Here is a 25,563-nt window from a genome sequence, read left to right on the forward strand (position 1 = left end):
CGGCGGGATTTTTGCGGCCGAGTGCAGACAGATGTCATCCCTGTATCTGGCCCGCTGCCCTCCGGGTTTGTCTTCCCGGTTTGCCGTGTCAGCGGCAAGACCGGGAACCAGTATCCCCTGCGTCCGAAGGCTAGGTGATTGGGGAGAACCTGGCGGTCATTGGGTTCCGGCCTTCTGCTGCGCTTCAGTCGGAATGACAACTTCAATTATTGTGAATCGCGACACGAGATCCGTTTCGGCAAAACCAGGCAGCTGTATGCCGAACTTCGGGGCGAAGGCTGGTCCGGTGCAAGACAGGTGCGCCTGCGCAACAAAACGCCCCTTGGTTGTGACGCGCGTCATAAGCGTTCGCACTGATTGTCCCGCATCGTAAGTGAAGGTTCCACGGAACGCCCTGGAACATCAGATCTTTACCAACAGGAAACCGCGAACGCCGGTGCATTTCACATCCGGCGAACGCCCGTTCCTTGCCCGAGGTTCGATAGCCGAGATGGGAAATACCGGTTCTTCGCATGACGCCTTTCCGCGCACCACATCGCCGGATGACTTTCAGCTTCTGGCAGCTGTGACGAGGGGTGACGAAAAGGCACTCAGTACAATTCATCAAAGACACTTCATGAAACTGACGTCCTTCGCGCACTGGGTCACAGGCGACCACGCGGCGGCAGAAGAAGTGGCCAACGATACATTCCTCGTGATCTGGCGATCTTCAGCACGCTTTCAGAGGCGCTCAAAAGTCTCGACATGGATGTTCGCCATCGCCTACCGCATCGCAAAGAAAAAGCGGCAAAAGCTTGCCCGGCGGCAGCTGGATCTCGATATCGACACATGTTCGCTCAGCGACAAACAGGACCTCGCTGCCCATGCAATCGAAAGGCGGGACATCTTCAAGGCACTCGACCGCTTGAAGCCGGAATTGCGGGCGGTCATAGAACTCACCTACTTTCAGGGATACCTTCATGCAGAAATCGCGGAGATGCTTGGCTGCCCGGTGGGAACCGTCAAGACGCGCATCATGCGAGCCAAACAACAGCTGCGCCATCTCCTGCGCGAAGATCCGGCGCCGGCGCCGCTGCGTTGCGCAGCCTGATGTGACCTGCCTGGCCTGGCTGCGGTCTGCCTCGCACCGGCGCAGGCCCCCGCCGCAGGCGGTGGGTTCCGTGCCTTACGCGCTCAAACGGTCTCCGGACGCGTCGAAGTAATAAGACTTTCCCTCTGAAATCGCCAGGTCCAGTTCCCTGCCCGGCTCGATGGCGTGCTGGCCGAACAACCGCGCGGTGACCTGGTGTCCCTTGACCATCGCGATCACGTTGGTGTCGCCGCCAAGGTGCTCGACATGTTCGACCCGCGCCTGGAGCCCGGAGCCTTCCGACAGAAACAGGTCTTCCGGGCGCACGCCGAGCGTGCGCTCGTCGCCCTCGCTCAGGAGACCTGCGGGCAGGAAGTTCATGGCCGGCGAGCCGAGAAAGCCGGCAACGAACTTGTTCGCCGGATTGTTGTAGAGCTCCATCGGGCTGCCGATCTGTTCCACGTACCCGTCGCGCAGCACCACGATCTTGTCCGCCAGGGTCATCGCCTCGGACTGGTCATGGGTCACGTAGATCATCGACGCCTCGAGTTGCCGGTGCAGATTCGCGATTTCAAGGCGCGTGTTCATCCTCAGTGCCGCATCGAGATTGGACAGCGGCTCGTCGAACAAGAACAGTTTGGGATGGCGCACGATAGCCCGCCCGATGGCGACGCGCTGACGCTGACCGCCGGAGAGTTCGGACGGGTACCGGTCGAGGTATTCCTCCAGATTGAGCATGCGGGTTGCTTCCGCGATGCGTTGATCGATCACGTCCTTGGGCTGGCGCTCCTGTTTCAGGGCAAGCGACATGTTGCCCCGAACGTTCAGGTGCGGATAGAGCGCATAACTCTGGAACACCATTGCAATTCCGCGTTTCGACGGCGGTGTGAAGTTCACCTGCTCACCGCCGATATGAATGTCGCCCGACGTGACGTCCTCAAGACCGGCGATAACGCGCAGCAGGGTCGACTTACCGCACCCGGATGGGCCGACGAAGACAACGAATTCGCCATCCTCGACGTCCAGATTGACATCCTTGAGGACGTGAACGGATCCGAAGGACTTGTTGACGTTCTTGAGCGTGAGCGCCGTCATGACGTTGGCTCCTTCAATGAAACGGGTTGGCCCGTGCGGACGCTTTCGTCGGCCGCGATGCAGATCGCCAGTGAACTGACCGCGTCCTGCATGTGCCGGGAAAGATCCAGATTTTCGGTAATGGCGCGCAACACGTAAGCCTGCTCCGCGTCGCACAGTTCCTGATGGCCGGGCTCGCCGGGAAGATCGATGCTCCTGTCGCCCTCCGGGCGATGAACCAGCAGGCCGCCGACCTTGGTGTGGCCGTCGACATCCGCAGACGCCCCCTTGTTGCCTTCCACGATCGACACCGACCCGGCCGGAGAAACGACGTCCTTCACGAAAAACGCGGTCTCCGACATCATCGGGCCCCAGCCGGCCTCGTACCAGCCGACGGAGCCATCGTCGAAGATCACCTGGAACTGGCCGTAATTGTACATGTCCGGCGCGATTTCATCGGAAAGCCGCAGTCCCATACCATTGACTTTCACAGGCCTGGCATCGGTGATCTGGCACCAGACATCGACATAGTGCACCCCGCAATCCACGATCGGTGCTGTCGTTTCCATCAGGGCCTTGTGGGTTTCCCACTCCACGCCCGAACTCTGCTGGTTGAGATTCATGCGGAAGACGTAGGGACCGCCAAGCGCGCGCGCTTCCTCTATCAGCCGGACCCATGAGGGATGATGGCGAAGGATGTAACCGACAACGAGTTTCTTGTGGGTCTCCTGTGCGCATTCGACAACGCGCCGCGCGTCCTCAACCGTCGTCGCGAGCGGTTTTTCGACAAATACATGCGCGCCGGCCTGCATGGCTGCAACTGCATAGTCGGCATGGCTGTCAGAATAGGTGGCAATCACCACCAGATCGGGGGACGTATCTTCCAGCGCTTCGTCAAAGTCGGTGAAAACCGGATAGCCGGCCAGTTCCGGATGATCGACGTCACCCGACCGGTTGACGAGCCCAACAATTTCGGCAGCCGCATTCCGGTGGTGAGCCAATGCATGCGAAAGTCCCATGTTGCCGAGGCCTGCAATCAAGACCCGTATCATTTGACCGCTCCTGAAGTGATGCCGCGAATGAGCTGACGCGAGAAGATCACGTAAAGAATGAGAACCGGCAGGATTGCCATGCTGAGCGCGGAGAGAACCGCGTTCCAGTTGGTTACGAACTGGCCGATAAAGACCTGGCTGCCGAGCGTCAGTGTCTTGGTTTCCTCTGCAGGCGCAAGAATGAGCGGGAACCAGAGATCGTTCCAGATCGGAATCATGTTGAATACGGCCACCGTTGCCATGGCCGGCCGTACCAGCGGCAGCACAAGACGAAAAAAGATCGTGTACTCGGAGAGCCCGTCGATCCGGCCGGCATTTTTCAGGTCGTCGGAGACCTGACGCATGAATTCGGACAGGATAAATACGGCAAGCGGGAGGCCCTGCGCGGTGTAGACCAGAATGAGTGCCGTCAGTGTGTTGACCAGCCCGGTCGCCACCATCATCTCCAGGATCGCAACGGTTCCGATCCGGATCGGGATCATAATGCCGAGCGCAAGATAGAGGCCCATCAGCATATTGCCGCGAAACCTGTACTCGCTGAGTGCGAAGGCAGCCATGGCGCCGAAAAGCAGAATGAAAAACAGCGAGACGACCGTGACGATCATGGAATTCTGGAAATAGAGGAAGAAGTCTCCCTGCTTCATCACGGTCTGGTAGCCGATCATGGAAAAGCTGTCGGCGTTGGGAAGGCTCAGCGGTTCACGGAAGATCGCCTTCCGGTTCTTGAAGCTGTTGATCAGGATCACGAACACCGGAAACAGCGCGATCAGCGTGTAGAGGATCAGCGCGCCATGCATCGCAGTGGTGTTGATCGGGTTGGAACGTGCCTTGTTCATCGGTCCCCTTCCCCTAAAGCTGGTATCTGCGCATCCGGGTCTGGATGCCGAAGAGATAGATGCACACGCCGACCAGGATGATCCCGAACATTGCGCTGGCGATCGCCGAGCCCATATAGGGATCGCCCAGTTGCAGCTGGAAGCCGAAGAAGGTCCGGTAAAGGAAAGTGCCGAGGATATCCGTGGAAAAATCCGGTCCGGCCAGGGCGCCCTGCGCCGCATAGATCAGGTCGAAGGCGTTGAAATTTCCGACAAAGGTCAGGATCGAAATGATTCCGATGGACGGCAGGATCAGGGGAAGCTTGATCTTCCAGAACGCGGACATGCCGGTAATTCCGTCAATCTCGCCCGCCTCGAGAATTTCTTCCGGAATGGAAAGCAACGCCGCGTAGATGAGCATCATCGGAATGCCAATGAATTGCCAGACAGAGATCAGCGACAGGGTCGTCAGCGCATATTCTTCCTTGCCGAGCCAGGGCGCATAAAGCGATTTCAAACCAACGGCGTCCAGCATCGAGGGCGCAATCCCCCAGATCGGCGAGAGAATCAGTTTCCACGCAAATCCGACAATCACGAAGGACAGAATGGTCGGGATGAAGATCGCGGAGCGGTAGAAGGCAGCGAAACGGAGCCTTGGATGAGACAGCATGGCCGCCAGCGCGATACCGATCGGGTTCTGAACCAGCATATGGATCAGAAAGAACCAGAAATTGTTGCCCAATGCGTTCCAGAACTGGTCTGCCCAGCTGGGATCGCCGAAAAGCGTCGTGAAGTTCTGCAACCCGACGAACACGCGCTCCTGTTCGATCTTGCTGTAAAGAGCGAGACGCAACGTGTTGAAAAGCGGGAAGATCATGACCGCCGTGTAGACGAGGACCGCTGGGGCCAGGAACACGACGATATGCCATCGAAAGCGCGGCTTGCTCATTCGAAGCTCCGGTCAAGGCCTCCCGGACGAGGCATTCCCGTCCGGGATTGGTTTTCAGTGAAGCGGCTTACTTGTGCTTGTCGTACCAGCTGGCCAGACCGTCCTGCAGTTTTTGGCCGAGCGCTTCCGGTGTCTCGGTGCCCTTGATGGCGGCAACGGATGCCCCCCAGGTCTCGTTTTCCAGGTTCGGCGTGCCGCGTGACAGGATCTGGTAGGTCGAGCGGATCGTGCTTTCGCACTCGTCACGCCAGCCGACAAATTCCTTGGCGAGCGGGTCTTCCAGCTCAACCGGGGATTTCGACAGCGGGAAGAAGCCTGGCAGCGCATTGCCGAAAATCGAGGCAAATTCCGGCGAGGCAACCCAGGCCAGGAAGGTTTTCGCGGCTTCCGGATGTTCGGTCGCCGCATTCATGCCAATGCCGATATCGGTGTGATCGGAAATGTAGCAGGTGTCCCCGGCGTTTTGGACCGGCGGCTTGAACGCGCCCATTTCAAAATCGGCCTGGCTGTTGAACCCCGAAATTTCCCAGCTTCCTGCGGGGTAGATCGCGGCGCGGCCGAGCGTGAACAGGTTCTGGCTGTCCGGATAGGTCTGAGCTTCATAGCCGTCACCCAGATAAGGACCCCACTTCGCGAGCGTGGCATAGGGAGCGACCCATTGTTCGTCGGTCAGTTTCTGCTCGCCGCGGATGAGGGCGTTGCGCCCCTCTTCACCCTTCCAGTAGTTCGGGCCGATGTTGTTGTAGCCCATCGTGGCCGCTTCCCACTGGTCATTGGTGCCCATTGCCATCGGGATGTAGTTGCCGTCTTCCTTGAACTTTTCCAGGACGGCGAAGAACTCTTCTTCCGTGGCTGGCACGGACACGCCGAGTTCGTTGAAAGCGTCCTTGTTGTAAATGAAGCCGTGGATCACGGACGCCATCGGAACACAGAAGCTGGCCGACCCGTCATCGGACTGCCAGGCGGCTTTCGCTACGTCGGAGAAATTGTTCATGGCTTCCATGTCGTCGAGGTCGACGAGATGGCCCGCATCGAATAAGGCAAGCGAACGATCAAATGGACGGCAAGTGATTATGTCACCTGCAGAACCCGCAAGCAGCTTTGCGTTGACTGCAGCATCATACTCAGTCGGTGCATACGGAGAGAATACAAGTTTGATACCGGGATGGGCCGCTTCAAACGCCGGGATGATCTTTTCCTGCCAGAGGGCCAGATCATCGTTGCGCCAGCTTTCGATCGTCAGTGTGACGTCTTCCGCAAAGGCGCCGTTTGTTGCAAGGGCCGTCCCGATCAAGGCCAAGGAGAGTAACTTACGTGTCATTGCGCTGTTCCCTGTTTTTTTGACGTTGGTTTCTTCTTGTTCGATCCAGTCCGACGGGAGAAAGCAAAAAACACCTCCCTGCCCTTTCCGGCGCAATTCCTGCGAAAGCCTGCCCGCGCGCGGGTTTTGAATTCGGCGCCTGGGAAGGGCCATCCCGTCAGCCATTGGAAATATAATACCTATTTAATACCATTTGTCGACCGTTAAGTTTTACCACAGTGAAATCAGCCGTATTTATACCAAATGCGCGGCCTCAACCTGCATTTCATGGGCTTCACGACAGTTTATCCCTGTCAAAGGCATTGCAAAGGTATTACGTTGTTAACGCTTCAATTTCCGCAAGCAGACCTCGCGTGGCACGGAACCCCGTTCATTTTTCCGTACCCAAGGTTTGCATGACAGAACAATTTGGTGGACGTACATGACATTCCTGGTCTTCATCGGCTCTGAAAGACAGAGCACGCCGCCGCATCCTGCCCGGCTTGGGGAACGAGTTGCCAGGGCTTGTGCGCAGCGGCTTGCAGCAAGTGGCGCACCTCACACCTTTGTCGACCCGCTTGAGGTCGAACTTCTGAGCCCTTTCAAACCGCATTTTTCCTATCCGCGAGGGAAAGCGCCGGACCCGCTGGACGCTCTTGCAGAACAGATCGCAGCCGCCGATGGCTACGTCATGGTCAGCCCCGAATACAATCACTCCATGTCCCCGGCACTCGCGCATCTGCTGAACCACTTCGGCAGCTCGCTGTATTCCTACAAGCCAAGCGCGATCGTCACCTACTCCGCCGGGCAATGGGGCGGTGCCCGGGCCGCCGTCAACATGCGCACCTATCTCGGCGAACTGGGGTGCCTTCCCGTCTCTGCGATGATCCACGTTCCCAAGGCACAAGAGGTTTTCGACGATTCGGGAGATTATCTTGATGGCGTCGAACCGGATCACTGGGACGGTTACTTCGACCGGACGATCAAGCAACTTCTGTGGTGGGCGGAAGCTGCCGGCAGGCAACGTGCATACGGCAGCGCCGATACGCCGACAGCGTTTACCAGGGCGCCTTCGCAACGCAATGCGCCGGGTTGATAGCGTTTCAGCAACCTCACGCAAACGTGAGCGTACCGGTCAAAACGGAGGTTCGGCGTATATAGGTGATTACATTCCGCCCTAAAACCTCGAAAGAACCGCGATCTCTCGTCAATTGCAACGGACCCGGTCACGAAAGCGAAGTGCGGCCCCCTTTGCCATTTTTGCGCGAGCGTAGTATTCTTTTAACCATATTGGATGCATGAGCATCGGCGTTGCGCGTCTTTTTTGACGGGATTTCGGATAATGCTTTTATTGATTGGGTTTGGACTATTTGTTTACTGCACGATTGCGTTTGTGTTTTTCGCCCTGAGCGCGATGGAACTCGCCGAGACGCGTCGAACTGGGACGCTTCGGCTGCTGGCTGCGGTCGCATTCGCGGCAGTTTGGCCGCTGACAGTGTTGGCGATGACCATCGTTGTCTGTTTTCAAAGCGCGCGCCACGCCGACCGGCCCCTCCCCTAAGAAGGACGAGCACAGGTATTTCCCTACTTTCGATAAATTTGATGTCCTGGCAGGTGGCGGCTCTGCGGCAAACGCGCACGGGCAGCGCGCCCCCGAATCGTTTCTTGCAGCACAAGTCGCTCCGATTGAGAGAGCACAACCGACCCTTTGACTACCGCGAAAAGTGAGCCCGCAGCAATCTGAGCCGGTTTTCGGGAACGTGAAGCATGCTGCAATGCAATCCGGCCACGTAAATCCGGGTCGTATTGGCCGCTTTCCTGACTTCCCGGTGCTGGAGAATATAGAGAACCCAACGAGGGTTTCGAAACGGATGGCTGTAGATTTTATTCAAACGGCGTAGTGGCAACCGCTGCTTGAGAATTAAGCACCACACCACCCAACTCATTCAGATTTCTGAAAAAATTCTGATTGACTTTGCTCAAATTTTATTGTCTTACGGACTGATAATGCGGCGCTAGATGCCTGCTGCTGTGCAGTAGGGCCCATTTTATTGCATATAAGGGAATGTATTGATGAACATATTTCGAGCACTGAGAATCGCGGCCGTTGCGTGCATTGCGATGTTCGGTGTAATTGCCACTGCCAATGCGGCAACGATTGGCGGCACGATTTCGATCTTTGGCTTTGTCGATGATCCGTCCGATACTTCTGGTATCAGCTTTATCGGCGATGGCACCGTGCTTGGCGCTTCTGGATCCTTCTCGGGTCTTGTCGGTCAAACGGCTACTTTGAACGACGTTGATTTCGGACTGCTGCCTGGCGTCGTTTGGTCGGCCGGCGGTTTCAGCTTCACTATAGAACAAATCATCGGCTCCGTAGTAAGCGCATCTAACGGGATCTCGTTTGACGCCCTGGGCACGCTGAGTGCGACAGGCTATGACAACACCTCGGGTATCTTCTCGTTCTCCAGTAACGAGATTGGTTCCACCGGCTTGGGTGTCTTTTCTGCTGCAACTGCCGTGCCGGTTCCAGCCTCTGTGCTTCTGCTCGGTGGTGCTTTGATCGGTGCAGGTGCGATTGCCCGCCGCCGTAAAATCGCTGCCTGACCTTAGACAGCTATCTCGAGCCTGGGCTAAGTCCGATTCGAGAGCTTGGAAGTAAAAATCAAATGGGGGATCGTTCGAGTATTGAATGATCCCCCATTTTCTGTTTGTCTAAGGATCAGTCAGGGAACGGGGTCTACGAGCCTCTCTCATCTTTAACCCTGACTCAAATTTTACAAATTGGTTACTCGAACTTTAATGCACATCCCCCTATTTTGGGGATAGAAGGTTTTTGAAATTTGCAGGAGTTTGTGCGATGCACCTGTCGCCGCGGTTTAAGCAGGCTGGCGCTTATGTTGTGCTTTCAATAAGTGTATTGTTTCTCGCGGGGTGCAGCTCATCAGAAGAACGGGCTGAAGAGCACTACAAACGGGGCCTTGAACTTGTTGAGGAAGGCGAGCTGGCAAAGGCCGGCCTCGAGTTCCGCAATGCTATCAAACTGGACTCCGAGCACATAGACGCCCTTTTTGCATTCGGCGAGTTGCAGGAACGCCAGGGCGAAGTCCAGTCTGCGTTTGGCGTTTACACAGGTGTGGCCGAGCAGGACGAGACCCATCTGCCTTCACGACTGAAGCTAACGTACATGCTGCTGACCGCAAACCAGGTCGAGCAAGCGCAGAGTTACCTGGAACAGGCGATCGGGCTCTCCCCCGCTGACCCCAAGGTGCTCGTGGCCAAGGCAACGCTCCAACTTAAGACAGGCGATCGCGAAGGCGCCGAAAAAACCGCTCAGGAAGCATTCAAGGCTGACCCGATGCTTAGTGACGCCGTCGTGGTACTTGCCTCGGCGCGTATGGCTGCAGCCGACCCGGTCGGTGCACTCGCATATCTCAACCAGGCTCCGGAAAGCGCTACGAAAGACGTCGGACTGCAAGTCCTGAAACTGTCTGTATTGGAAGCGCTCAACGATGAGGAAGGGATCGAGAAGCTTTTCGGCGAGCTTGTCGAAAGGTTCCCAGAAACACCTCAGTTTAGCCAGGCATGGGTGCGCTGGTATCTGGCAAACGGACGGAAGGATGACGCAGGACGCGTCATAAGGCAGTTTGCCGCGGACAGGCCGACAGAGGACGAAGCCCAGCTAGCCCTCGTTTCGTTTCTGATTGCTCAAGAGGGCCAACAAGCGGCACGCCAAGAACTTGAGAACATCATCAAGGCTCGCAATGATGAGGGCGACGATGCCTTCGCACTGCGTATTGCCCTTGGTGAATTGCTATTCAGATCGAACCAGGCCTCTGATGCCATCGATTTGCTCCAAACGGTCGTCTCGGAAACAAGCGACCAACGTCAGAAAAATCAGGCCCGGATTATGCTGGCGACGTTGTACGGCCAAACGGCGGATATCGAACAGGCGGAAACCCTGGTCAATCAAATCCTGGAAGACGATGCCGCAAATGTGGATGCCCTGCGTCTTCGCTCGACCATCAAAACCTCGCGAAACGACAATGCGGGCGCGGTTGATGACATTCTCGCCGCACTCAATGAAGCCCCGGAAGATGCCCGGCTGAGAACATTGCTCGCAAGCGCATATGAGCGTGACGGATCTTCAGTTCTGGCCGAAGAACAATACGCTCGCGCCCTGGCTCTTGACAACAATTCGCCGGAAGTCGGCCTGCCGATGGTTCGGTTCCTCCTTCGACACGGCAAAGGAGAGCAGGCAGAGCGCGTTCTGGAGTCCGTCAGAGAGCGCAATCCGTCGAACCGTGAGGTCCTGACCCTGCTTGCCCAGCAACGGCTGGCAAGACGCGACTGGGTTGGCGCCCAGGCAATTTCAGATACGCTTCGTGAGATCGATGCGGAAGATACTGAAACAGCTGACAAGATCGCCGCAGCCGCCCTCGGAGGTCTGGACCGGCATGAAGAAAGTATCGCTCTACTGCAGAGTTCGGCGACTGTCGCAGGTGACGAGCAGGCACTTCTACCTGACCTGATCCGTGCCTATGTGCAGGCCGGTCGTCAGGACACCGCGATTTCGCACCTGTTGACCGAGCTTGAGGAATCGCCGGACAACACATTGGCGCGCATTCTCCTTGGATCGGTCTACTTGTCGCAAAACAAGGTAGACGAGGCGGAAGCAACCTTCAAAACGGCTGCCGAAAACCCCGACAGTGTTTTGGGAGACACATCGCTCGCGCAGTTCTACACTGCAACGAACAGGCTGGATGACGCCGAAGCCGCAATCCGTGTCGGGCTTTCGAAGGCCGAAAACAACACGGCGCTTCGCCTGATGCTGACAACGGTACTTCAGCAGACAGAAAGATTCGATGAGGCGATCGAACAGTATGAAATACTGTTTGCCGCCGATCCTGAATCCACGATCGTTGCGAACGACCTTGCCAGCCTTCTTTCAGAACGCCGCGGTGATCCCGCATCTCTGGAACGTGCTTTCGAAATTGCACAGCGTTTCCGCACATCGGAAGTACCGCAGTATCTGGATACGCTCGGCTGGATATATTATCTTAGAGGAGAATACTCTTCAGCGCTGCCGCTGCTTCGAAATGCCTCACAGAGGCTTCCTGGCATGGGTCTTGCTGTGTTCCACTACGGAATGGCGCTGGCAGCGCTGGATCAAAAGGAAGCTGCTACAGAAGCGCTTGAGAAGGCAATAAATCTTAAAACTTTCATGACAGACGGTGACCTGGAAACGGCCCGCGCCACGGTAAAGAGCATGAAGGAAGACCAATTGGACACAAAGACCAACTAGTGGTTTTTCCGCAGTTACCGGCTAGGCCCGTCAATTATGGTAAGGTGCGATGGAACAGAGTTTTGACCTGAGTACAGTCTTCTCAATTGTGCGACGACGATACATGTATTTCATTGTACCGGCGGTGCTCATAAGTGTCGCAACCATTGCCGTTGCATTTTCGATACCTCAAACCTTTCAGGCGAAGGCAACAATCCTGATTGAGTCGCAGCGGATCCCGAATGAGCTCGCATCTACGACAGTAACGGCGAATTCGACTGAAAGACTGAAGGTCATCGAACAGAGGCTACTTGCACGTAAAAATCTACTTGCTATCGCCGAAAAGTTTTCGCTTTACCGCGACAATGATGGCTCAGCCCCGCCCGCGACAGACATTGTCGACGCCATGCGCGACGACATCATAATTGAACAACTGGGCGTTTCCCAATCGAGGCGAAACACCCAAATCATTGGTTTCGACGTTGCGTTCCAATACACCGATGCCACGATTGCGGCGCGCGTGACGAATGAACTCGTGAACTCCATTCTTGCGCAAAATCTTGAAACCCGGATCAACCGCGCCGCTGAGACGAGTGATTTCTTCGTACAGGAACTACAGAACTTCGAACAGGAGCTGACAAAGCTGGAAGAACGAATGGCGGCCTTCAAGAGGGAAAATGAGGGCACCCTGCCGGAAACTCTGGAGGAGCGGCGTGCCAGTCTTACTCAGGCTAAGCTTGAGCTCAGCCTGATAGACCAGCAACTTCGCGCGGTGCAAGGACCCAATGGCGCCGACGCCCTGCTCGACCCCGGAACGCAGCAGCTTGCCTTCCGGCTCGAGTCCAGAGAGTTAACCTATAAATCGTATCTGGATCGACGAGAGCAACTTACGCCACTATTCAGCAAAGGATTTGTTTCGAAAAGAACGATGGACGACCTTGAGCGACAGATTGCCCTGTCCGAAATTGAAATCGCGTCGATCAAATCCCAAATGGCTCAAGAAGGCGTATCTGCTGATCCGGAGGCCCGGTTGAAGTTGCTAGAGCTACAGAGCGAAGAGCTACAGACCCGGGTAGACAATCTTCAAGAAGGTATCCAAAGGACACCAGCAGTTGAATTTCGCATGGCCGCAATGGTCAGGGAATACGAAAACCTGCGCGCTGAATACAATCAGACAAAGGCTAAACTGACAGACGCGCAGATCGGCGAGAGACTCGAACAGGACCGTCAAGCCGAACGCTTCGAGGTGCTGGAACAGGCGACGATTCCTGAAGATCCGAGCGCGCCAAATCGCACGCAAATCGTTGCCGCTGGAGGCGGTGGAGCCGTCATGGTCGGAGCCGCACTGGTCCTGCTACTAGAGTTTCTGGACAATAGCATCCGATCTGCCAGGGATCTGGAACGGCGCCTGCAGCTTCGTCCTATCGCAGTTATTCCCTACGTTACAACGAGGCAGGAGCGCGTTCGAAAAATTGCGCGGCGCCTGTTAACATTTTTCCTTGTTCTGCTTGGTATTGTATCCGTTATGGCCGTCGTGCATCTGTATATCGTGCCACTTGATCTGTTGGCGGAACGTGTTTGGCTGAAGATAGAACCAATTCTACCCGGGTTTCTGAAACCCTGAGCGCACTGACATAGCATTGGAGTAACGGCTTGGAACACATTAAGAGTGCGCTGAAAAAGGCAGGTGTTACAGACGGTGAGGGTCTGGAACCGGCAATTGCGCCCCCCAGGTCCGAAAAAGCCTTTCCCCTGCCTGTTAGGAAAGTCGAAACCGACGAAAGCTCAAACACCCCGGCGAAAAAGCCCCTGCGCCAAGTCAATATTGACCTGAAGCACCTGGAGCGTAAACGGATCGTCTCCAAATCCATGGATGATCCCAACCACATCGCGTTCAACTTGTTGCGCACCCGCGTCCGTCAGGCAATGGCCGACAATAAATGGAAGTCGCTCGCGATCACCTCGCCGACGCCTGCTTGCGGAAAGACAATGGTCACACTGAACCTCGCGTTCAGCCTTTCGCGGAACCCTGGCCTCAAGACTGTGGTCGTAGACCTGGATCTGAGACGCCCATCCATTGCCCCGACCCTCAATATTGAACCCGACCGCTCGATTGCCCAATTCCTCCTGGGGAGAGCCGACGATCCGAGGGACTGTTTCGTTCAGGCTGACCCGAATCTGTTTCTCGGGCTGAACAGCGGGCACACCCCCGCCTCGTCCGAATTGCTTCAATCACCCAAAATGCTCGATTTGTTCAACTTTGTTGAAAAGGAACTGTCTCCGGAGGTTATCCTTTTCGATCTTCCGCCAATGAAAAGCAGCGACGATGCTCTTGGTTTTCTTCCGAGAGTGGATACGTCACTTCTTGTGGTTGCATCCGGCACCACGACGACGAAGGAAGTCGACGAGTGCGAAATTCAAATCAGTGAATTGGATAAGCTGCTCGGGATCGTCCTGAACAAGTGCGAAGATGCGCAGACCGAAGACTACTATTACTGATTTTTGCCCCGCCACCTTTTCACGTCGAAGTTCAACAAAACATCGTGCCCTCTCACGGACACTGCCTGCATGTTCGGGATGCCGCTAAACGACGTCGTGCCACCCCGAATTTGATTTGGCATCGCGCGCTCGGTGCGCCGCGTCAATTCGTTCTCCGCGTCAAAGTAACCATGTTTGGAGTTAGCGTATTTGCATATGCATAAACAATTTGTTGTCTTGCTAAGAAAATGATATCCAGTAACTAGTTAAATTTTGAAATAATTTTATTTTTGTCAGAGGTTGCGGATCAATGATCGTCAAAGCGTCACTTTCTACTCTTGCTTTCCTTTTTTGTGGCGTGAGCATTGCAATTGCCAGCCCAATTTCGCTCACGAAAACCAATCCAAATACTGTATTCGATGATGGTGGCCGGGCATCACTTAGGATTGTCAACAATGGTGATCCCATGGTCGACCAACGCGTCACTGCGGGTGGATTTCGTTTGAACAACGGCGCGACGGACATCGTTGCCTGGTGCGTTGACATTGCGCACAACCTCACGCTCAAAGGCCTATACCAGATCACGAGCGTCCCGTTTTCGAATACATTCACATTCAGCGAGACGCAAAAAGGCAACGTGAAGAGCCTGTTCGAAACCGGTTATTCCGGTCTGGACCTCAAGAACAACAATCAGTCAGCAGGGTTTCAGCTTGCGCTCTGGGAAATCATTTATGAGCAAAACGGTGATTTCAACGTCAAGGACGGAAGCTTCAAGTCCACGACAAACTCGGAAGCACGCAACTTTGCCAATGCATTTCTCGCAAATATTGGTGGCTCAGTAACACAGTCGTACAATATCGATTATTACGAGTCGCTTGGCTATGGACGCAACAACAATAAATACAGCCAGAATCTTGTGAGCGTGACGCCGGTGCCGCTCCCGGCGGCCGGGCTCCTGTTGGGCTGTGGCCTGGCCGGGCTCTACATGGCTCAGCGGCGACGCAAAAACATCTGAAGCGATGCGGGTGCTCGTTCAAACAAGTCCAAGCACTCCATCAACTGCTTCCGAGCAAACCATTGAATTGTGCCGCTTGACGACCGTCGCAAGGCATCTGCGTGACACCGGTTCACTGCGGTTCTGCGCGTCGACATGAACCAAATTTGAGCTTCAAGCACAAAAGATTATCTGGTGCCTCCAAGAGTTGCCGTGTTAAAAGGACATGTTAACGATTTTACCAAATTCCGGTTAAAATCTTGAAAGTGTACGATAAAATTACCAATTTAGAACCAAACATTACGGTAAGTTGGGTAAATTAGTTTAGAGCGTGTTGCAATTTTACCGGCGGTGGACGATGCAACAAGACAGCAAATTTGAACAATCACGTACCTCGGGGTCGATGATGTATGAGCCGTATTACGGTCTCTTGACGAAGCCATTCGCGCTTGTCCCGGATCCACGTTTTATTTACTGGGCCGGGCCCCACAGCATGGCATTTGCAATGCTGGAATACGGCATCGTAAACCATGCCGGTTTTACCGTGATTACTGGCGAGGTTGGCGCCGGAAAAACAACCCTCATCCAGCATTTGCTGGGCAAGCTGCCGGGCGATATCTGCGTCGGACTGTTGTCGAACACCGGTGGTGGTGGCGAACTGCTGCAATGGGTCCTGATGGCTTTTGACCAGGACTTCGATAGTGACTCCCACGTCAAACTCTACAAACAGTTCAGGGATTTCCTGATCGAACAGTATGAGCAAGGGCGCAGGACCGTTCTCATTGTCGATGAAGCTCAAAACCTCGGTTCGGAAACCTTGGAAGAACTCAGGATGCTTTCCAACATCAACACGCATAATCGCGAGTTGCTTCAGATTGTCCTGAGTGGCCAGCCGGAACTCAAAACACTGCTTGGTGCGCCGAGCCTGCGTCAGTTTGTTCAACGGGTCACATCCGACTTCCACCTTTCGTTCCTGGAGCAGCAGGAAGTTGCTGGATATATCGCACATCGTCTCAAAGTGGCCGGCGCAAAACGGTCGTTGTTCACGCACGGCGCCTGTGACCTGATTTACTATGCTACGCAGGGAACGCCTCGCCTGATCAATACCTTGTGCGACACCGCCCTGCTCTACGGCTTCGCGACGGAGGCCGAAGAAATAACGCCTGACATCGTCAAGCGCGTTCTCGACGACAAGCGCCGGTTCGGCGTGTTTGCGGTTCAACCCGATCTGGCGCTGCCTCAATAGGCATAGAGCGTGCGCATTTGTACGGCCATGGAACGGTCCTATGCCGCGGCGCCGTAGTAATTTGGCGGGGCATGCGTGAAGTCGACAATCCCCTGCCGCAATGCCAATCCAGCAATTCGCGCAGTTGGGAAATCACATAGTTGGGCATTTTCTTTGATTTCGCCTGCCAGCTCTGCAAACCGTGTTGCGTGACCAGGTCCTCGTGCCTTCACGTCAGATAAAATGGGTCGATTGGAATGCAGTGCCCTCCCGGCCCCGCCCAGGATCGAATGACGTGAACCTGAACGGCTTGCTTGAGGCCCCGTCGACAGCGTCCCAAATGCCGAGCCCCATCGCGTCTTAGAGCATCGGGCGACAAGTGTGCACCACTGATGTAAACCAAGCAGCTCAATCTGGGTAGCTGGGACTGTGGCAGGGGCTGTGTCCTCTGAACCGGACAACCGGATCAAAGAAAACGGCCCGCTTCAGCGGGCCGCTGTGAATTTGCTGGTAAGATATCAGGCTTCGATCGCCGGGAAATAAGTCGGCAATTGCGGCACGATGCCCCCGAGGAACGACTGAAGGCGCTCATCGGCAACATCAACGGCCTCTCCCGGTTTCATCGGCGTGACCACACGAACAAGGCCGCCGTCGGACCGCCCGTCATTGAAGGTGTCCCACATGGACACAAATTTCGCTTCGAAGTCATTTGTGATCTGGCGGCCACGCTGCTCGAACCAGAAGTAAACCAGCTGGCGCTCGAGCCCGCGTTGGATAATCGCACGGTTTACGTTGATCGTCTTGGTCTGGTCGCCGTTTCCGACAGTGATCGCCTTCTGCTCCCATTTGGAGACCTCCCAGCCACCACCGGGAAGACAGATCTCGGGCGAGTGAATCCCCGACCCTTGCGTCTGCGACTTATAGAAAGTCATCAGCAGATTGACATTCTCGTTGCCGGACTTGTAGTCCGCCAGCAGGTACTCGTCGGCGCCGAGAACATACTCGATTTCTCGGTCAAGGATCGTTGCGCGTCCCTGCCAGTTATCGACTTGCATCGGGAAAATGCCCAACGGCAGGCGGTCGATAGAGGCTGGAGCCGGTGTCGGTGTTATCTGCCACGCTATACCGGCGACCAAGGCGATGATGGAAGCGGCAACGAACGACTTTCCGGCCTTGAGTGACGGCAGTTTGCGCAGCGGCCCAAGAACGCCTTCATAGTCCATTCCGATGATGTATTTGGGGCGCTCCCTTCCAAAGGAGCAGAAACGCGAGAGCAGCCAGGCGATCAGATACAGGATCACCGTGCACGATATGAAGATGACCCAGCCTTCAAAATAGTGAATGAAGCCTTCCGCATGGCCGATCCCGAAATAGTTGACCAGAACGCCGATCATGCCCACGCGGAAGCTGTTCATCAGGATGGTGACCGGTATCGTCGCGAGAAAGATAATCACTCTGTGCCAGTTGGGACCATTGTAGAGAACGGCCATGAGCCAGCCGAAACTGAACAGCGGAAAGAGGTAGCGCAGGCCGCTACAGGCTTCCGCGACAAGCAGTTTGTATTCGCCGAGATCGATAACAGTGCCATCGAGCAACACGGGGATACCCATGAACTGGATAACGGCAACTCCAATTTCCGCAGAGACCGCCTGAAGGTGTGTTGAGACACTGAGATAAATGAACTGTGGCAGTGGCAGCATGAAAATCAGATGCAACCAGCCCGGCCAGAAACGGAAGCCTTCGCGCGTACCTGCGAGGATAAGGATCAGGGCTCCGACGTAGAGGATAAACCCATAAGTGATGATATCGGGGATCTCGACGAGGTTGCCGAGCAAACCGACCAGCAGCGCAAGACCAAGTACCACAAACCCTACAATCCGGCTGCCGTGATCAGGCTTGACCGGATGGCGATGGATTTCGAGCAGCGTCATGTACAGGGTTATGAGCGGAACGAGAGGACCGTAGCTGTATTCAGGCCGCGACCAGGCGGCGCCAAGTGAAATCAAACCATCCCAATAAAAGGCTGCAGCGCCCAAGGAGGCAACCAGAATCCAGGGAATTGCGCGCATGAAGAGCGACCCAAAGTCTCCCGGCAAGGCTCCACCGTTTTCACGAATATCGACAGTCATGAAAAGTTCCGTCCAAAAAATCTTAACAATTGGCCGTTCAAAACAAATGCACTGAACTGTAGCCTATATGTCCCACATTCAGCGCCCAGTTGTAACTAAATTATTGGTGACAATGCGAGGATCATTCAAATTTGAGTAAAAGATTTGATGAATTAATCTTAATTTCGTTTCGAATTTAAAACTTGGCAGACTCTGTTTGACCTGACAAATGCCTTCGCCGTATATCAGGTATGTTTGAATATTGCATTTTCTGTTGAGGAGTTGATCGTTGCCTGATGCGCACAAAATGCCGCAGCCTTCGGCCGGTAAAGTCCTGATTATTGTTGAGAACCTGCCCGTTCCATTTGATCGGCGGGTCTGGCAGGAGGCGACTGCGCTTCGCGAGGCGGGCTATGAAGTTTCCGTCATTTGCCCAACCGGGAAGAAGCACACGCAGCTTGAGGAAACCCTGGACGGTATTCATATCTACCGTCACAGTCTGCCATTGGAAGCTTCAGGCGTACTTGGCTATCTTGCAGAGTATTCAGCTGCGCTTTTCCACGAGATGCGGCTTTCCATCAAAGTGCTTCGCAAACATGGGTTCGATGTCATCCATGCGTGCAACCCACCGGACCTGATCTTTTTGGTTGCCGCATTTCACAAGTTGTTCTTCGGCAAGAAATTTCTGTTCGACCAACACGACATCAATCCGGAACTCTATGAAATCAAGTTCGGGAAGAAAGGGTTTTTCCATAAACTACTGACCATATTCGAACGGTGCACCTTCAAGCTGGCCGACGGCAGCCTGGCGACGAATGAGACTCTGAAAGACAGAGCTATCAACACAGGCAAGATGCCGTCCGACAAGGTCTGGGTTGTCAGAAGTTTCCCTGATATCGCACGCTTCAAAAGAGCCGAGCCGGACCCCACCGCAAAGCGAGGGCACCGTTATCTGGCAGGATATGTCGGCATCATGGCCGAACAGGATGGCGTCGAATACCTGGTCAGGGCGATGGACCACATCGTCAACGTTGAAAGACGGGATGATATCGGCTGCATTATCATAGGCGACGGTCCGGACTACGATCGCCTGCGGGCGTTGTCCGAGGAACTGAATCTGACAGACCATGTCGAGTTCGCAGGCTATGTGTCGGGTCAACCCCTTTTGGAAAAACTCTCCGCGTGCGACATCGGCGTGATCCCGGATCCTTCGAATGTCTGCAATGACAAGCTTTCGATGAACAAGGTGTTCGAGTACATGGCGCTTGGGATGCCCTTTGTACAATTCAATCTTGAACAGGCAAAGATTGATGCCGGCGAAGCAGCGCATGTCGTTGAAGAAAGCACGCCTCAGAGCCTCGCACAGGGTATGATCGACCTTTTGGCCGATCCGGCGCGGCGCGAGCAGATGGCGAAATACGCCACGGAGCGGGCACAACGCGAATTCCATTGGGATATCGAAAAGCATTCGATGCTCGACGCATACTGCACGCTTTTGCAGCCCAAGCAATCAGCAAAGATTACTGGATCGGTTAGCGTTTCTTAGTCAGACCTGGGTAATCGGTGAAGAACGGGTCCGATGTCAGTTTGGGTCAAAATTTGTGGCACACAGTGGTGATCAGGCCCGCTGAAGTTGTTCGCCATTTTGTTAGGAAAGCGGAATTCAATTCACTTCTGGTGCAAACCGCATTCGACGTTTCGGGCTTCATTCAGCTGGATCGCCACTTCACTCAACGCCAAAAATTCGTTGCTAAAAATCCTCCCTTCCTTGATCCGGGCCCGCGCATCTGCCTTGGACAGGAACCACAAAGCGTTCGCTTCAGACTGCCTTTGAAGACTTCAATGTAAGCATCATCCGTTGGTTTGCCTTGCCGGGAGAAGTCCAATTCCATCTTGTTGAGATAGGCCCATTGGTCAAGCAACAGAGCAAAACGTGAACGGATCCTGCGCTCGACGGCCCGGACCAAGGGCCGGGTCACTCTCGTGCTAGAAATGCAGCCAAATCTCGAAATCAGGTTGGACCAGTTTCAGAGGGCAAATCGAAGGTCCGAAACCTGAGTTCCCGGGCGCCTTTTTGCCAATCGCGATTGACACATCACGACGTCTCTCGTTCAATTCGTCAAAAGTTTGCGCGACTTGATGACAGAGCCGTTGTCGTCCGTTTTTTATTAAGTTGCGGTTCAAAGGGGGCTGGGCGTGTCTTCAAATTCATATCGCGTCTACAAAAATCGGCGACGCCTTTTGTTTTTGCCCATTATTGCATTGTTTTTCGCCATATCTATTGCGAGCACAGTATTCTTACTTAACGCAATAAATACGAGTTATGATTTTAAGTTTTTTGATTTGCTAAGTGCATTGAATAGCGGCGAAGAATACGCCGAAAGCCTTTCGAATAAGACGGCAGTAGAAACCTCGAAAAATTCGTGCTGCGAAAGCCTAGTTATACACAAGAATCCGGAGATTATTAAAGTTTGCATAAATAACGGTGATGACATTAAACCGGCAGTCAACAGCTGCCCGCTAGGTTATTCCCAACTTGGTAATTCTGAGAGGGAATCGATGTCTACAACTACTATCGTCGTTTCGAACAGCTCTGAGCTAAAAAACGCTCTTTCGAATGCGTCAGGCGGGGAAACGATAGTCCTCAAAGACGGCTACTATGGCGATTTGTACATCTCTAACGAGAAGTACAACAGTACCGTTACGATAGTTGCAGAGAACACCCTGGGTGCGGACTTCGGTAATATCAATATTACCAACGGAGAGAATATCAGCATTCAGGGCGTAGATGCCAACGATTTCAAGGTCTACGATTCAAGCCACATCGCGATCAAGGATTCGCACACAAAGATTTATTTCAGCAACGTCTACCACGCGGATATCGACAACAACGAAGTAGACGGCGGCTACAACGGCATCACGCTGAATGATGTCCGCCACTTCTCGGTAACCAACAACTATGTGCATCACGTGCAGTCGGATCTGCTCCGCGTCACTGGCGACAGCTACGAGGGCCTGATCGACAACAACATTCTCTTTGACGCGATGCCGGTGCGTTACAGCGACGGCACGGTCGACCATCCGGATGCGATCCAGTTCTTCGCCCGTGGCGGCTCGACACCCCACGACATCGTGATAAGCCGGAACCTGATCGTTGACGACAGGGATACCGGTGCCATCTACACGCAAGGTATCTTTCTCTCCGACCCCGGCAGCGGCGGTTACCAGAATATCCTGATCGAAGACAATCTCATCAGCGTCGGATCACCGAACTCAATCTACATAAATGGCGGTCAGAAAAACGTCGTTGTTCAGAATAACTCGCTGATCCCAAATGAAGACGGCGGCGGCAGTATCATTCTGGCCGAGAAATCCGGAAACGACAACTCTGGCACAACGGTTACCGGCAATATCGCGAAGATCCTTATTGACGAAACCAAGTCATCCAATATCGGTGACAACTATTTCTACGGCCGCGATTACGACATAAGCAAACTCTTTCAGGGGGATGGGGATACCTGGCAGGATTATCTTCCGGTCGAAGGATCCCTGGCCGAACATTACGGCGCGCTGGATTACCTCAACGACCTTCTCTCCGGGAATGTGGAGACCAGAACCCTTTCGGAGACGAGCACTCCCGATTCACCCACTCCGACTGAGCCAGAACCGCAGCCTCAACCTGAGCCTGAGACGGACACTTCAGACGGTAGTTCGAGTTACACTCCTGCGGACGGAACCGTGGTGTTTGCTCTTGAAGGCGAAACAAACTTCAACGGGAATAGTAACAGCGTTGTAAATGTCGCCCACAGCAGTGACTGGGAAGTCGGCAACGGTGTCATTTCGTTTGGTTTTACGGCGAACGATCTGAGTGGACGTCAGGGTCTGTTCTCAAAAGATGCATATATGTATACAGGCGGCGGGAACCATATCGCCGTGTGGCTGGATGGGAGCGTGCTGTATGCCCGGTTCCAAAACGATAGTGAAGAGGCAAAATTTTCGCTTGGCAACATCAAGACTGGCCAACTCTATGATGTGGAACTGCAGTTTGGGGACAATGGTGTCGCGGCTTCCGTTAACGGCACGCTGATTGGCTCCAAAGATCTCAATATCAACTTCGAAGACAATAGCGAGTATGCTCAGATAGGCGGGCTTGGCTGGGGTAGCGAGACGGGCGCATCTTCTTTCGGTAACGCGTTCAACGGTGTAATCCACGACTTCGCGCTGAGCGACCCAACCGCACAACCCGATCCGCAACCGGAGCCGGAGCCGGAGCCGACACCGGATCCCGATCCGCAACCCGAGCCCGAACCGGAGCCGACACCGGAGCCCGAACCGGAGCCGGAGCCGCAACCGGAGCCGGAGCCGGAGCCTGTTGACGACAGTTCGAAACAAGGCAATGTGACCTATGCTCTTGAAGGCGAGACAACCTTCGACGGAAGCAAGAACAGTGTCGTGAATCTTGCTCACAGCGACGCGTGGGAAGTCAGTGAGGGCTCTATATCGTTCGGATTTAGCGCTGATACCGTTAAAGGACGCCAGGGCCTTTTCTCCAAAGACGCCTATTACTACGATGGTGGTGGCAATCATCTGTCAGTCTGGCTTCAAGACGACACGCTGTTCATCCGGGCCCAGGACGAGGACAGTGAAGCTAAATTCGAAATTCAGGATATCGCCGCCAACCAACTTTATGAGGTCGATATCGCCTTTAGCGGCGACGGCGTAGTCGCATATGTGAACGACAGCGTTGTTGGATCTAGCGATCTCATTCTTGATCTAAGCAAAAACGAGCAGTTCGTTCAGATCGGCGGCCTCGGTTGGAGCAGCCAAGACGGCGACGATCGGGTCGACACCGGATTTGACGGTAAGATCTTTGATTTCGCAGTGAGCAGTTCCGAATTTCAACCAGAACCGGCTCCAGAGCCAGAGCTAGAGGCTCAACCTCAGCCTCAACCGGAGCCTGTTGACGACAGTTCGGATCAAAGCAACGTATCATATGCTCTTGAGGGCGACACAACGTTCGATGGAAGCAAGAACAGTGTCGTGAATCTTGCTCACGGCGAGGAATGGGAAATTAGTGAGGGCACCATTTCGTTCGGCTTTACCGCTGATACCGTTAAAGGACGCCAAGGCCTTTTCTCCAAAGACGCCTATTACTACGATGGTGGTGGCAATCATCTGTCAGTCTGGCTTCAAGATGGCACGCTGTTCATCCGGGCACAGGATGAGGACAGCGATGCCAAATTTCAGTACAAAAACGTAAAGTCAGACCAGCAGTACGATGTGGATATCGCCTTTAGCGACGAAGGTGTTCTGGCGTATGTGGATGGAAACTTGGTTGGCTCCAGTGACCTTGTTCTAGACCTTGCACAAAACGAACAGTTTGCTCAGATCGGCGGCCTGGGTTGGGGCAGCCAAGACGGCGACGATCGTATTGACGCAGGTTTTGACGGTACGATCCATAACTTCATGGTGAGCGACGAAGTTGCAAGTCTGCCTGACTCAGATAGCATCTTCTAAGATCTAGTATTTCACCATCGAAACAGGATCCACGAACCGGGACTTCTGCGAAGCGTATTGTTGAACGCCCAGCAGAAGGCCCGGTATCGGATTTCTCGCCAAGATCACTAATTCCCATGAATTTCTCTCCTGAAATGCATGGGCTTTGCGGTTAGTGTGTTTCCAATTGATGTGACCTGCATTTTTCGATCAGGATCTGAGTTTCCTTCAAGCTGTAGAAGATTTCGTCTTTCCAGAAACCTGTCTCGGAATCTCGCGCGAAGCTTTTGCAGTATCCCTTTTCCGAGGGCTGCCCCGGTTCGATGTATGCGGTTTTCGACCCAACAGCGTTTATCCGGACCTTGACGGCTCGAGCAACGAACTCCGGCCCGCAACACCCTTGGAACGACGATGCATGAAGTCATGGCTCCAGACATGGCGGGGATGCTCCGGTCGAGGTTGTTGTTCACGAACATGGGCGGTCTCCCGCCACAACTGTCCGGTCGCCGCGAATATCCGGCCTGGTTTTTTGATCCCGGCTAGGTGATGGACCAATCTCTTAAGCAATTGTCGAGATGGACCTTGAGTAAGTGATGCACTATTAGTCGGATTGAGGGATACTTAAGGTATGCACATCATGATGATTGTTATTCATTCGACACGATAAGGTGAATTTTATGGCAAATTTTTTACGCGCCTCAGTGAGTTGGTATGTGGGTCAGCGTTGGGACACAAACCGCGTCACGGCCAATTGGTGGACAGTCCCGCGACTAAAGGCATACATTGAGAGGGCAATCTCACCGCAAAACGGGCGGGGAGTAATCGGCGCGTTGGAAGCTTTGCCAGAATGGTCGAGTGCGGGTCGTGCGGTGTCTGTTGGAGCCGGGTCAGGTGGCAAGGAACGGGCAATCCTGAAGGCGGGTTTGGTAGACAAATTTGATCTGTTCGAACTTTCCGAAGCACGGGCCGAACAGGCCCGTCAAGGGGCGTCTGACGATAATTTGGCCGATCGCATGCAAGTACATGTTGCTGACGCATTTGCAGTGGATAGCAAAAATACATACGACTTGGTCTACTGGGATCATGCACTACACCACATGATGGATGTTGATCGCGCAATGGAATGGAGCATTGACGCGCTGAAGCCCGGCGGCCTGCTTGTGATAAATGACTATGTTGGCCCGACACGGTTACAGTGGACCAAAAAGGAGATCGATTTTGCGCGTCAGTTCTTGACGGACAATCTAGATTACGTGCAAGCAGACCCTTCCGACCTTCGTTACAAAAATCCGCTCAATAGGTTGGCTATGATGATGAGAGATCCATCAGAGGCCCCTCAAAGCGATCTAATCCTTCAAAGCTTTAAAGATCGATGCGGTGAAGAGATGCGGCTGATTGGCGGAACCATGGTGCATTTGTTAGCGCCTTACGTGGCGAGATTTGACGACCAACATGACCCAATCTTTGATTCCTTGATCGACTGGGATCAACAAGCTCTAAAAAGCGGCTTGAGCCACTTCGCTTTCGCTGCGTGGCGCAAGCCAGATTGACTTGTGCCACGCGAAAGTCGTTGTTTATTTTCATTAGAACGATAATCAACGAGAACGCGGACTACCTTTTGCCTCGCCAACTATCGCCGGGAATAATCCGCTCGCTGTATGAGCAGAGGGGCGATGTATGGTCCACCAGGCGGTTTTTCTCGATGTAGAGGAATGGATT

17 protein-coding genes and 2 pseudogenes are annotated in these 25,563 nt (G+C 54.2%); 12 read left to right on the forward strand and 7 right to left on the reverse strand.

Features of this window, described 5'->3' with window-relative positions; genetic code table 11:
• Positions 1 to 490 precede the first annotated feature (490 nt).
• The gene (locus RDA78_RS25515; RefSeq protein ID WP_434056209.1) at positions 491 to 1,090 is read left to right on the forward strand and encodes an RNA polymerase sigma factor; all 600 of its coding nucleotides are present in this window, start codon (positions 491 to 493) and stop codon (positions 1,088 to 1,090) included.
• Between the two features lie 75 nt (positions 1,091 to 1,165).
• Here RDA78_RS25515 and RDA78_RS25520 read toward each other — a convergent pair whose 3' ends face one another.
• The 5 genes from RDA78_RS25520 to RDA78_RS25540 all read right to left on the reverse strand — a co-directional run bounded on the left by RDA78_RS25520 (position 1,166) and on the right by RDA78_RS25540 (position 6,280).
• Positions 1,166 to 2,164, reverse strand: a complete 999-nt coding sequence (locus RDA78_RS25520) for an ABC transporter ATP-binding protein (RefSeq protein WP_434052565.1) — start codon at positions 2,162 to 2,164, stop codon at positions 1,166 to 1,168.
• Positions 2,161 to 3,195, reverse strand: coding sequence for a Gfo/Idh/MocA family protein (locus tag RDA78_RS25525; RefSeq protein ID WP_434052566.1), 1,035 nt, complete (start codon positions 3,193 to 3,195; stop codon positions 2,161 to 2,163). The genes RDA78_RS25520 and RDA78_RS25525 overlap by 4 nt, the downstream gene beginning before the upstream one ends.
• Positions 3,192 to 4,031: a carbohydrate ABC transporter permease gene (locus tag RDA78_RS25530; RefSeq protein WP_434052567.1), complete on the reverse strand. Its 840-nt coding sequence runs from the start codon at positions 4,029 to 4,031 to the stop codon at positions 3,192 to 3,194. The genes RDA78_RS25525 and RDA78_RS25530 overlap by 4 nt, the downstream gene beginning before the upstream one ends.
• A gap of 13 nt (positions 4,032 to 4,044) precedes the next feature.
• Positions 4,045 to 4,959 carry a carbohydrate ABC transporter permease gene (locus RDA78_RS25535; protein WP_434052568.1) on the reverse strand — a complete coding sequence of 305 codons (915 nt, stop codon included), beginning with the start codon at positions 4,957 to 4,959 and terminating at the stop codon, positions 4,045 to 4,047.
• 67 nt (positions 4,960 to 5,026) lie between these two features.
• A complete protein-coding gene (locus tag RDA78_RS25540; RefSeq protein WP_434052569.1) occupies positions 5,027 to 6,280 on the reverse strand; it encodes an ABC transporter substrate-binding protein in 1,254 nt (417 codons plus the stop codon).
• A gap of 421 nt (positions 6,281 to 6,701) precedes the next feature.
• On the opposite strand from RDA78_RS25540, the gene RDA78_RS25545 reads away from it, so the two are divergent.
• The 8 genes and pseudogenes from RDA78_RS25545 (at position 6,702) to RDA78_RS25580 (ending at position 16,261) form a co-directional block, all read left to right on the forward strand.
• Positions 6,702 to 7,355 (forward strand): NADPH-dependent FMN reductase, encoded by a 654-nt coding sequence (locus RDA78_RS25545; protein WP_434052570.1) that lies wholly within the window; start codon positions 6,702 to 6,704, stop codon positions 7,353 to 7,355.
• A gap of 977 nt (positions 7,356 to 8,332) precedes the next feature.
• Positions 8,333 to 8,866, forward strand: coding sequence for a VPLPA-CTERM sorting domain-containing protein (locus RDA78_RS25550; protein WP_434052571.1), 534 nt, complete (start codon positions 8,333 to 8,335; stop codon positions 8,864 to 8,866).
• 253 nt (positions 8,867 to 9,119) lie between these two features.
• A pseudogene (locus RDA78_RS25555) lies at positions 9,120 to 9,347 on the forward strand (hypothetical protein); the annotation flags it as partial.
• 99 nt (positions 9,348 to 9,446) lie between these two features.
• Positions 9,447 to 11,564 carry a tetratricopeptide repeat protein gene (locus RDA78_RS25560; RefSeq protein WP_434056210.1) on the forward strand — a complete coding sequence of 706 codons (2,118 nt, stop codon included), beginning with the start codon at positions 9,447 to 9,449 and terminating at the stop codon, positions 11,562 to 11,564.
• A gap of 49 nt (positions 11,565 to 11,613) precedes the next feature.
• Positions 11,614 to 13,167 carry a GumC family protein gene (locus RDA78_RS25565; protein ID WP_434052572.1) on the forward strand — a complete coding sequence of 518 codons (1,554 nt, stop codon included), beginning with the start codon at positions 11,614 to 11,616 and terminating at the stop codon, positions 13,165 to 13,167.
• A gap of 29 nt (positions 13,168 to 13,196) precedes the next feature.
• Positions 13,197 to 14,042: a CpsD/CapB family tyrosine-protein kinase gene (locus tag RDA78_RS25570; RefSeq protein ID WP_434052573.1), complete on the forward strand. Its 846-nt coding sequence runs from the start codon at positions 13,197 to 13,199 to the stop codon at positions 14,040 to 14,042.
• 289 nt (positions 14,043 to 14,331) lie between these two features.
• Complete coding sequence (locus RDA78_RS25575; protein WP_434052574.1) at positions 14,332 to 15,036, forward strand: VPLPA-CTERM sorting domain-containing protein; 705 nt, start codon at positions 14,332 to 14,334, stop codon at positions 15,034 to 15,036.
• Between the two features lie 310 nt (positions 15,037 to 15,346).
• Complete coding sequence (locus RDA78_RS25580) at positions 15,347 to 16,261, forward strand: ExeA family protein (protein WP_434052575.1); 915 nt, start codon at positions 15,347 to 15,349, stop codon at positions 16,259 to 16,261.
• 497 nt (positions 16,262 to 16,758) lie between these two features.
• Here the strand turns inward: RDA78_RS25580 and xrtD are convergent, their stop codons facing one another.
• Complete coding sequence (xrtD, locus tag RDA78_RS25585; protein WP_434052576.1) at positions 16,759 to 18,369, reverse strand: VPLPA-CTERM-specific exosortase XrtD; 1,611 nt, start codon at positions 18,367 to 18,369, stop codon at positions 16,759 to 16,761.
• A gap of 286 nt (positions 18,370 to 18,655) precedes the next feature.
• On the opposite strand from xrtD, the gene RDA78_RS25590 reads away from it, so the two are divergent.
• Complete coding sequence (locus RDA78_RS25590; protein WP_434052577.1) at positions 18,656 to 19,894, forward strand: glycosyltransferase family 4 protein; 1,239 nt, start codon at positions 18,656 to 18,658, stop codon at positions 19,892 to 19,894.
• A 197-nt stretch (positions 19,895 to 20,091) separates the two neighbouring features.
• Here the strand turns inward: RDA78_RS25590 and RDA78_RS25595 are convergent.
• Positions 20,092 to 20,270 (reverse strand): annotated as a pseudogene (locus RDA78_RS25595) (IS3 family transposase); the annotation flags it as partial.
• Between the two features lie 274 nt (positions 20,271 to 20,544).
• On the opposite strand from RDA78_RS25595, the gene RDA78_RS25600 reads away from it, so the two are divergent.
• A complete protein-coding gene (locus RDA78_RS25600) occupies positions 20,545 to 23,865 on the forward strand; it encodes a right-handed parallel beta-helix repeat-containing protein (protein ID WP_434052578.1) in 3,321 nt (1,106 codons plus the stop codon).
• A 656-nt stretch (positions 23,866 to 24,521) separates the two neighbouring features.
• Complete coding sequence (locus RDA78_RS25605) at positions 24,522 to 25,394, forward strand: class I SAM-dependent methyltransferase (RefSeq protein WP_434052579.1); 873 nt, start codon at positions 24,522 to 24,524, stop codon at positions 25,392 to 25,394.
• Positions 25,395 to 25,563: the final 169 nt, after the last annotated feature.

Origin of the sequence: Roseibium sp., from assembly GCF_051016195.1 — a bacterium.
GTDB lineage: Bacteria > Pseudomonadota > Alphaproteobacteria > Rhizobiales > Stappiaceae > Roseibium.